This is a genomic window from Streptomyces sp. NPDC025793 (genome assembly GCF_055558375.1).
The window spans coordinates 1-9,723 of the sequence record NZ_JBVHMR010000105.1 but is presented as its reverse complement, the minus strand read 5'-3'; the positions used below and the strand labels follow the sequence as shown (position 1 = coordinate 9,723).

Sequence of the window (9,723 nt, the reverse complement as noted above, 5' to 3'; positions counted from 1 at the left end):
CGGCCGCACCGACGACCAGGTCAAGATCCGAGGCTTCCGCATCGAACTCGGCGAGATCGAGTCCGTCCTGGCCGGCCATCCGGACGTCACCCAGGCCACCGTCATGGTCCGCGACGAGCGCCTCGTCGGATATGTCGTTCCCGCCGACGGCATGACGCCCGACCCGCACGCCCTGCGTGCCCACGCGGCCGCTGCACTCCCGGAGTACATGGTCCCCTCAGCGGTCCTCATCCTCGAGGCGCTGCCGTTGACGCCGAACGGGAAGCTGGACCGACGGGCCCTGCCCGCACCCGAGTTCACCGCAGACGGCACCGGCCGTGCCCCGCGCACGCCACAAGAGAAGCAGCTGTGTGAGATGTTCGCGGAGGTTCTCGGTGTCGACGAGGTCGGTATCGACGACAACTTCTTTGAGCTGGGTGGGCATTCGCTGCTGGCGACGCGCCTGATCAGTCGCATCCGGTCGGTGCTGGGTGTGGAGCTGGGTGTTCGTGCGTTGTTCGAGGCGCCGACGGTGGCGGGGCTGGTGGAGCGGCTTTCCGGTGCGGGTGCGGGTGCGGGTCGTGCGGTGTTGCGTGCGGTGGAGCGGCCGGAGCGGGTTCCGGTGTCGTTTGCTCAGCGGCGGTTGTGGTTCCTGAACCGGCTGGAGGGGCCGAGCGCGACGTACAACATCCCGTTGGTGGTGCGGTTGCGCGGTGAGCTGGATCTGAAGGCGCTGGAACTGGCGTTGGCGGATGTGGTGGGTCGGCACGAGAGCCTGCGGACGGTGTTCGCGGAGGTGGACGGTCAGCCGTACCAGCGGATTCTGTCGGCGGCGGAGGCGGTGCCGGCGCTGGTGGTGGGGGAGAGTGACCACGAGCGGGTATCGGCTGATGTGGCTGATGCTTCGGGGTACGTGTTCGATCTGAGCTCCGAGATCCCGGTGCGGGTCTCGTTGTTCGGGGTTGCTCCGGGCGAGTGGGTGTTGGTCGCGGTGGTGCATCACATCGCGGGTGATGGCTGGTCGTTGGGCCCGCTGGCGCGTGACCTTGCGGTGGCGTATGGGGCGCGGTGTGTGGGTGGGGTTCCGGAGTGGGAGCCGTTGCCGGTGCAGTACGCGGACTACGCGTTGTGGCAGCGTGAGTTGCTGGGTGACGAGGGTGACGCGGGCCAGGTGGAGTTCTGGCGGGCTGAGCTTGCCGAGGTTCCCGAGGAGCTGCCGCTCCCCTTTGACCGGCCGCGTCCGTTGGTGGCTTCGCATCAGGGTGGCGTGGTCGAGGTCGAGCTTGGTGCGGCGGTGCACCGGAACGTGCTGGGTCTTGCGCGTGAGTGCGGGGCGAGTGCGTTCATGGTGGTGCAGGCCGCGGTGGCGGGTCTGCTGTCCCGGTTGGGGGCGGGCACGGACATTCCGATCGGCTCTCCGGTGGCGGGTCGTCTGGACGAGGCGTTGGACGATCTGGTCGGGTTCTTCGTGAACACGCTGGTTCTGCGGGCGGATGTGTCGGGTGATCCGTCGTTCGCGGAGCTGGTCGCACGAGTCCGGGAGACCGATCTCAGGGCCTTTGCGGCGCAGGATGTGCCGTTCGAGCGTCTGGTGGAGGTGTTGAATCCGGTCCGCTCGATGGGCCGACACCCTCTGTTCCAGGTGGCGTTGGCGTTCCAGAACGCGCCGGTGTCGGATCTGGTGATGCCGGGTCTGGATGTCTCGGTCGAACCGGGTGGGACGCAGGCCGCGAAGTTCGACCTCTCCTTCAACCTGGCCGAAGTGTTCACCGCGGAGGGTGAGCCGGCGGGTATCCGGGGTGGGATCGAGTTCGCCACGGATCTGTTCGACCGGTCCACGGTTGAGCGGATGGCCGGCTGGCTCGCACGGTTCCTGGAGGAAGTCCTCGCCGCGCCCGAGCAGCCGGTCGGCCGCGCACGCATCCTCGACGACACCGAACTGAGCCTCGTCCTCAATCAGTGGAACGACACGGGCCGTGACAACCCCGTCGGCATCCTGCCCGAGCTGTTCGAGCAGCAGGTGACGCGGACACAGGACGCCACGGCGCTGGTCTTCGACGGTGCGGAGCTGTCGTACAGGGAGGTCAACGAGCGGGCGAACCGCCTGGCCCGCTTCCTGGTGGAGCAGGGTGCGGGCCCGGAGCGGTTCGTCGCGGTCGCGCTGCCACGCTCCGTCGAGCTGGTCATCGCCCTGCTTGCCGTGCTGAAGACCGGCGCGGCGTACGTGCCCGTCGACCCGGACTATCCCGCCGATCGCATCGCCTACATCCTCGAGGATGCCGAGCCCATGTGCGTGATCACGGTCGGGGACAGCGGGGTCGAGCTGCCGGCCGACACCACCCGGGTCCTGCTGGACGATTCTGAGACAGTGGCTCGGCTGGCCGTCCTGGGCCAGCAGAACCTCACCGAAGCGGAGCGTCTGGGTTCGTCGGGTGCGGCGTGCCCGGCGTATGTGATCTTCACGTCGGGTTCGACGGGTCGGCCGAAGGGCGTGGTGGTCGAGCACCGGTCGGTGGCCAATCTGCTGGCGTGGGCGGAGCGGAGGTTCACCTTTGGGCAGCTGTCTCGGGTGGTGGCTTCCACCTCGCTGAACTTCGACGTCTCCGTGTTCGAGATCTTCGGCCCGCTGGTGGCCGGCGGCACCATCGAGGTCGTTCAGGACCTGCTGTCCCTGGCTGAACTCGAGCCCGGTGTGCTGGCCGGGAGCCTGGTCAGTGGTGTGCCTTCGGCCTTCTCGCATCTGCTGGCCGGCACGTTGAACGGTGCCCGCCCGCAGGCGGTGGCCCTGGCCGGTGAGGCGCTCGCCGCGCACACGATCCGTGACATCCAGTCGGCGATGCCCGGGGCCCGGGTCGCGAACATCTACGGCCCGACCGAAGCGACCGTGTACACCACGTACTGGCACGTCGACGCCGATACCGGCATCGACACCACCCCGCCGATCGGCCGTCCGATCGACAACGTCTCCACCTACGTCCTCGACGCCGCCCTGTGCCCGGTGCCGGTGGGCGTGGCCGGTGAGCTGTACATAGCGGGCGCCGGCCTGGCCCGGGGTTACCTGAACCGTCCGGGGTCGACGGCGGAACGCTTTGTCGCCGATCCGTTCGGGGCTGCAGGTTCGCGGATGTACCGGACCGGGGACCTGGTGCGGTGGAACGCGGCCGGTGAGATCGAGTACCTGGGCCGTGTCGATGACCAGGTCAAGGTGCGGGGTTTCCGTATCGAGCTCGGCGAGATCGAGTCCGTCCTGGCCGGCCATCCGGACGTTGCTCAGGTTGCGGTGGTCGTGCGTGAGGACCGTCCCGGTGACAAGCGGCTGGTCGGATACGTGGTCCCCACCACCGCTGCCGTGGTGGACCCGCAGGCGTTGCGGGCGCATGTGGCGGGCTCGGTGCCGGAGTACATGGTTCCCTCAGCGGTCCTCATCCTCGATGCGTTGCCGTTGACGCCGAACGGGAAGCTGGATCGCCGGGCCCTGCCTGCGGTCGAGTTCGCCGCTGATGGCGAGGGTCGTGCTCCGCGTACGCCGCAGGAGGAGGTCCTGTGCGCGGTGTTCGCGGAGATTCTGGGCGTTGAGCGGGTGTCCGTCGATGACAACTTCTTCGAGTTGGGCGGGCATTCGCTGCTGGCGACGCGTCTGGTGAGCCGTGTGCGGTCGGTGCTGGGTGTGGAGTTGGGTGTTCGCGCGTTGTTCGAGGCGCCGACGGTCGCGGGGTTGGTGGAGCGGCTTGCGGGTGCTGGTGTGGGGCGTGCGGTGTTGCGGGCGGTGGAGCGGCCGGAGCGGGTGCCGGTGTCGTTTGCCCAGCGTCGGTTGTGGTTCCTGAACCGGCTGGAGGGGCCGAGCGCGACGTACAACATCCCGTTGGTGGTGCGGTTGCGGGGTGAGCTGGATGTTGATGCGTTGAATGCGGCGTTCGGCGATGTGGTGGGCCGGCATGAGAGTCTGCGGACGGTGTTCGTGGAGGTGGACGGTCAGCCGTATCAGCGGGTGCTGAGCGTGGAGGAGGTGGCGCCGGCGCTGGTGGTGGGGGAGAGCGACCGTGAGGGGGTCTGGGCTGACATCGCGGATGTCTCGGCGTACGCGTTCGATCTGAGCTCTGAGATTCCGGTGCGGGTGTGGGCTTTCCGAGTAGCCGTGGACGAGTGGGTGTTGGCCGCGGTCATGCATCACATCGCGGGTGATGGTTGGTCGTTGGGGCCGTTGGCGCGGGATCTGGCGTCGGCGTACGGGGCGCGGTGTGAGGGTGCGGTTCCGGGGTGGGAGCCGTTGCCGGTGCAGTACGCGGACTACGCGTTGTGGCAGCGCGAACTGTTGGGTGAGGAGGGTGACGCGGGACAGGTGGAGTTCTGGAGAGGTGAACTCGCCGGTGTTCCTGAGGCGTTGGCGCTCCCGTTCGATCGCCCGCGTCCGCTGGTCGCGTCGTATCAGGGCGATGTTGTGGAATTTGAGTTCGATGCGGCGGTGCACCGGAACGTGGTGGGTCTTGCGCGTGAGCGTGGGGCGAGTGTGTTCATGGTGGTGCAGGCCGCGGTGGCGGGTCTGCTGTCCCGGTTGGGGGCGGGCACGGACATTCCGATCGGCTCTCCGGTGGCGGGTCGTCTGGACGAGGCGTTGGATGACCTGGTCGGGTTCTTCGTGAACACGCTGGTGTTGCGGTCGGACGTATCGGGTGATCCGTCGTTCGCGGAGCTGGTCGGGCGGGTCCGGGAGACCGATCTCAGGGCGTTTGCGGCGCAGGATGTGCCGTTCGAGCGTCTGGTGGAGGTGTTGAATCCGGTTCGCTCGATGGGCCGACACCCGCTGTTCCAGGTGGCGTTGGCGTTCCAGAACGCGCCGGTGTCGGATCTGGTGATGCCGGGTCTGGACGTAGAGGTCGCGTCGGCCGGGACGCAGGCGGCGAAGTTCGACCTGTCCTTCAATCTTGCCGAGGTGTTCAGCGAGGAAGGGAAGCCGGCTGGTATTCGGGGTGGGATCGAGTTCGCGACGGACCTGTTCGACCGGTCCACGATCGAGCGGATGGCGGGCTGGCTGGCGCGGTTCCTGGAGCAGGTCCTGGCGCACCCCGAGCAGCCGGTCAGCCGGGCACGCATCCTCGACGACGCCGAGCTGGAGCGGGTCCTCACGGACTGGAACGACACCGCTGCCGTGGTACCTGACCGCACGCTGCCCGCGTTGTTCGAGGAGCAGGTCGCACGTACTCCGGATGCCACCGCAGTGGTCTTCGAAGGCGTCGAGTTGTCGTATCGCTCGTTGAATGAGCGGGCAAATCGCCTGGCCCGGTTGTTGCTTGAGCGGGGTGCGGGGCCGGAGCGATTCGTCGCGGTCGCGCTGCCACGGTCGGCGGAACTCGTGGTGGCATTGCTTGCGGTGCTGAAGACGGGCGCCGCGTACGTGCCTGTCGACCCGGACTACCCCGCCGATCGGATCGCCTACATCCTCGAAGACGCCGCCCCGATGTGTGTGGTCACCAAGGAGATGCTGGCCGAGAGCGCGCAGGCCGTCGTCGATGAATACGATCTGTCGGTTGTCGTGGATCCGGGTTCGCCTGCGTATGTGATCTATACCTCGGGTTCGACGGGCCGGCCCAAGGGTGTGGTGGTGGAGCACCGGGGGATCGTGAACCGGTTGTTGTGGATGCAGGATCGGTTTGCTCTGGCGGCTGATGACCGGGTGCTGCAGAAGACGCCGTCGGGGTTCGACGTGTCGGTGTGGGAGTTCTTCTGGCCGCTGTTGACCGGCGCGGGGCTGGTCGTGGCCCGGCCCGGTGGGCATCGGGATCCGGAATACCTGGCGTCGCTGATCGCCCAGGAGCGGGTGACGACGGTGCACTTCGTGCCGTCCATGCTCCAGGTCTTCCTCCAGGAGCCTGCTGCGGCGCGGTGCGGTGGTGTGCTGCGGCGGGTGGTGTGCAGTGGTGAGGCACTGCCGCCGGAGGCGGTCGACCGTTTCCGGCAGGTGCTGGATGTCCCGTTGTTCAATCTTTACGGGCCGACCGAGGCGTCGGTCGACGTGTCATGGTGGAAATGCTCGGCGCCGGCGGGTACGACCGTGCCGATCGGGCGGCCGGTGTGGAACACGCAGCTGTACGTCCTCGACGCGGGTCTGTCTCCCGTACCCGTCGGCGTGGCGGGCGAGTTGTACATCGCCGGTGTCCAGCTGGCCCGGGGCTACCACCAGCGGCCCGGTCTGACGGCGGATCGTTTCGTCGCCGACCCCTACGGGGCACCCGGCACACGCATGTACCGGACCGGGGACCTCGTCCGCTGGAACAGCGACGGTGAGATCGAATACCTCGGCCGCACCGACGACCAGGTCAAGATCCGAGGCTTCCGCATCGAACTCGGCGAGATCGAAACCGTCCTCGCCACACACCCCGACGTCACCCAGGCCACCGTCATCGTCCGCGATGAACGCCTCGTCGGATACGTCGTTCTTGCCGACGGCGTGATGCTCGACCCGCAGGTTCTGCGTGCCCATGTGGCCGCTGCGGTCCCCGAGTACATGGTTCCCTCAGCGGTCCTCATCCTCGATGCGCTGCCGTTGACGCCGAACGGGAAGCTGGATCGCCGGGCCCTGCCTGCGGTCGAGTTCGCCGCTGATGGCGAGGGTCGTGCTCCGCGTACGCCGCAGGAGGAGGTCCTGTGCGCGGTGTTCGCGGAGATTCTGGGCGTTGAGCGGGTGTCCATTGATGACAACTTCTTCGAGTTGGGCGGGCATTCGCTGCTGGCGACGCGTCTGGTGAGCCGTGTGCGGTCGGTGCTGGGTGTGGAGTTGGGCATTCGTCTGTTGTTCGAGGCGCCGACGGTCGCGGGGTTGGTGGAGCGGCTTGCGGGTGCTGGTGTGGGGCGTGCGGTGTTGCGGGCGGTGGAGCGGCCGGAGCGGGTGCCGGTGTCGTTTGCCCAGCGTCGGTTGTGGTTCTTGAACCGTTTGGAGGGGCCGAACGCGACGTACAACATTCCGCTGGTGGTGCGGCTGCGGGGTGAGCTGGATGTTGACGCGTTGAATGCGGCGTTCGGCGATGTGGTGGGCCGGCATGAGAGTCTGCGGACGGTGTTCGTGGAGGTGGACGGTCAGCCGTATCAGCGGGTGCTGAGCGTGGAGGAGGCGGCGCCGGCGCTGGTGGTGGGGGAGAGCGACCGTGAGGGGGTCTGGGCTGACATCGCGGATGTCTCGGCGTACGCGTTCGATCTGAGCTGTGAGATTCCGGTGCGGGTGTGGGCCTTCCGAGTAGCCGTGGATGAGTGGGTGTTGGCCGCGGTCATGCATCACATCGCGGGTGATGGTTGGTCGTTGGGGCCGTTGGCGCGGGATCTGGCGTCGGCGTACGGGGCGCGGTGTGAGGGTGCGGTTCCGCAGTGGGAGCCGTTGCCGGTGCAGTACGCGGATTACACCTTGTGGCAGCGCGAACTGCTGGGCGACGAGGGTGACGCGGGACAGGTGGAGTTCTGGCGAGGTGAACTCGCCGGTGTTCCTGAGGAGTTGGAGCTCCCGTTCGACCGCCCGCGTCCACTCGTGACCTCCCACCAAGGTGATGTTGTCGAGGTGGCGCTTGAGGCGGAGCTGCACCGCCGTGTGGTGAGCCTTGCGCGTGAGTGTGGGGCGAGTGTGTTCATGGTGGTGCAGGCCGCGGTGTCGGGTCTGCTGTCCCGGCTGGGGGCGGGCACGGACATTCCGATCGGCTCTCCGGTGGCGGGTCGTTTGGACGAGGCGTTGGATGACCTGGTCGGGTTCTTCGTGAACACGCTGGTGTTGCGGTCGGATGTGTCGGGTGATCCGTCGTTCGCGGAGCTGGTCGGGCGGGTCCGGGAGACCGATCTCAGGGCGTTCGCGGCGCAGGATGTGCCGTTCGAGCGTCTGGTGGAGGTGTTGAATCCGGTTCGCTCGATGGGCCGACACCCTCTGTTCCAGGTGGCCTTGGCGTTCCAGAACACCCCCGTGTCGGACCTTGTGATGCCCGGTCTCGAAGCGGAGATCGCACCGGCCGGGGCACAGGTGGCGAAGTTCGACCTGTCCTTCAATCTCGCCGAGGTGTTCACCGAGGAAGGGAAGCCGGCTGGTATTCGGGGTGGGATCGAGTTCGCGACGGACCTGTTCGACCGGTCCACGATCGAGCGGATGGCGGGCTGGCTGGCGCGGTTCCTGGAGCAGGTCCTGGCGCACCCCGAGCAGCCGGTGAGCCGGGCACGCATCCTCGACGACGCCGAGCTGGGGCGGGTCCTCACGGACTGGAACGACACCGCTGCCGTGGTGCCTGACCGCACGTTGCCCGCGTTGTTCGAGGAGCAGGTGGAGCGGTCGTCGGAGGCGACTGCGGTGGTGTTCGAGGGTGTGGAGCTGTCGTATGGCGAGCTGAACGCGCGGGCGAACCGGCTCGCGCGGCTGCTGGTGGAACAGGGTGCGGGTCCGGAGCGGTTTGTGGCGGTGGCGTTGCCGCGGTCGCTGGAGCTGGTCGTCGCGCTGTTGGCGGTGCTCAAGTCGGGGGCCGCGTATGTGCCGGTCGATCCGGACTATCCCGCGGACCGGATCGCGTTCATGCTGAAGGACGCCTCCCCCATTCTGGTGCTGAGCACCCGTGGGACCAGGATCGAGACAGCGGCACCGGTCCTGCTGCTCGACGAGCCGGGGACCGCCGCGGCCCTGGCGGTCCACTCGGATACCGATGTGGCCGACGCGGACCGGATCGCCGTGCTCACCGCCCGGCACCCGGTGTACGTCATCTACACCTCGGGTTCCACCGGCGCCCCCAAGGGCGTCGTCGTCACCCACGTCGGCCTCACCAATCAGCTCTGCTGGCTCGCCGCGGAGACCGAGCTGACCTCGCAGGATGTGGTGCTCGCCCGCACCCCGGTCAGCTTCGACGCGGCCGGCGGTGAGCTGTGGGCGCCGTTGCTCTCGGGGGCGGCCGTGGCCATGGCGTCGGCCGAGGCGACCCGCGACCCCGAGCAGCTGCTCGCGTTCATCGGGCGCCAGGGCGTCACGGTGGCTCAGTTCGTGCCGTCCCTGCTGGCCGCGATGCCGCTGGACGAGCGGGGCCGGGGCATCCGCGCGCTCCTCTCGGGCGGTGAGGCACTCCCGGCGTCGCTGGCCAGGCAAGCCGCCGCGGCCTGGGACGCAAGCGTGATCAATCTGTATGGTCCGACCGAGGCCACCATCCAGGCGACGGCTGGACGGCTGGACGGCCTTGGCGACGACGCCGCGACCGTCCCGATCGGCCGTCCGGTGTGGAACACCCGGGTCTATGTCCTGGACGGATTCCTCCGTCCGGTGCCGGACGGCGTTGCCGGTGAGGTCTACATCGCGGGCGACCAGCTCGCCCGCGGCTACCTCAACCGCCCCGCCCTGACCGCCGAGCGCTTTGTCGCCGACCCCTTTGGACCGGTCGGCGGTCGGCTCTACCGGACCGGCGACGTGGCGCGCCGTACGGCGGCCGGGCAGCTGGAGTACGTCGGTCGTGTGGATGACCAGGTGAAGGTGCGTGGTTTCCGGATCGAGCTGGGTGAGATCGAGTCCGTTCTGACGGGTGATCCGCGGGTGGGCCAGGCCGCGGTCGTGGTGCGTGAGGACCGGCCCGGCGACAAGCGGCTCGTCGGATACGTCGTCTCCGCCGCCGACCCGCTGACACTACGAACGCACGTGGCGAAGGTGCTCCCCGAGTACATGGTCCCGTCGGTGATCGTGCCGTTGGATGCGTTGCCGTTGACGCCGAATGGGAAGTTGGATCGGCGGGCGTTGCCGGCTCCGGA

1 protein-coding gene is annotated in these 9,723 nt (G+C 68.2%); it reads left to right on the top strand.

Annotation, left to right across the window (positions count from 1 at the left end; genetic code table 11):
• Window positions 1-9,723: non-ribosomal peptide synthetase (locus ACZ4MF_RS48205; RefSeq protein WP_467500710.1), on the top strand; the 9,723-nt coding region annotated here is incomplete at both ends.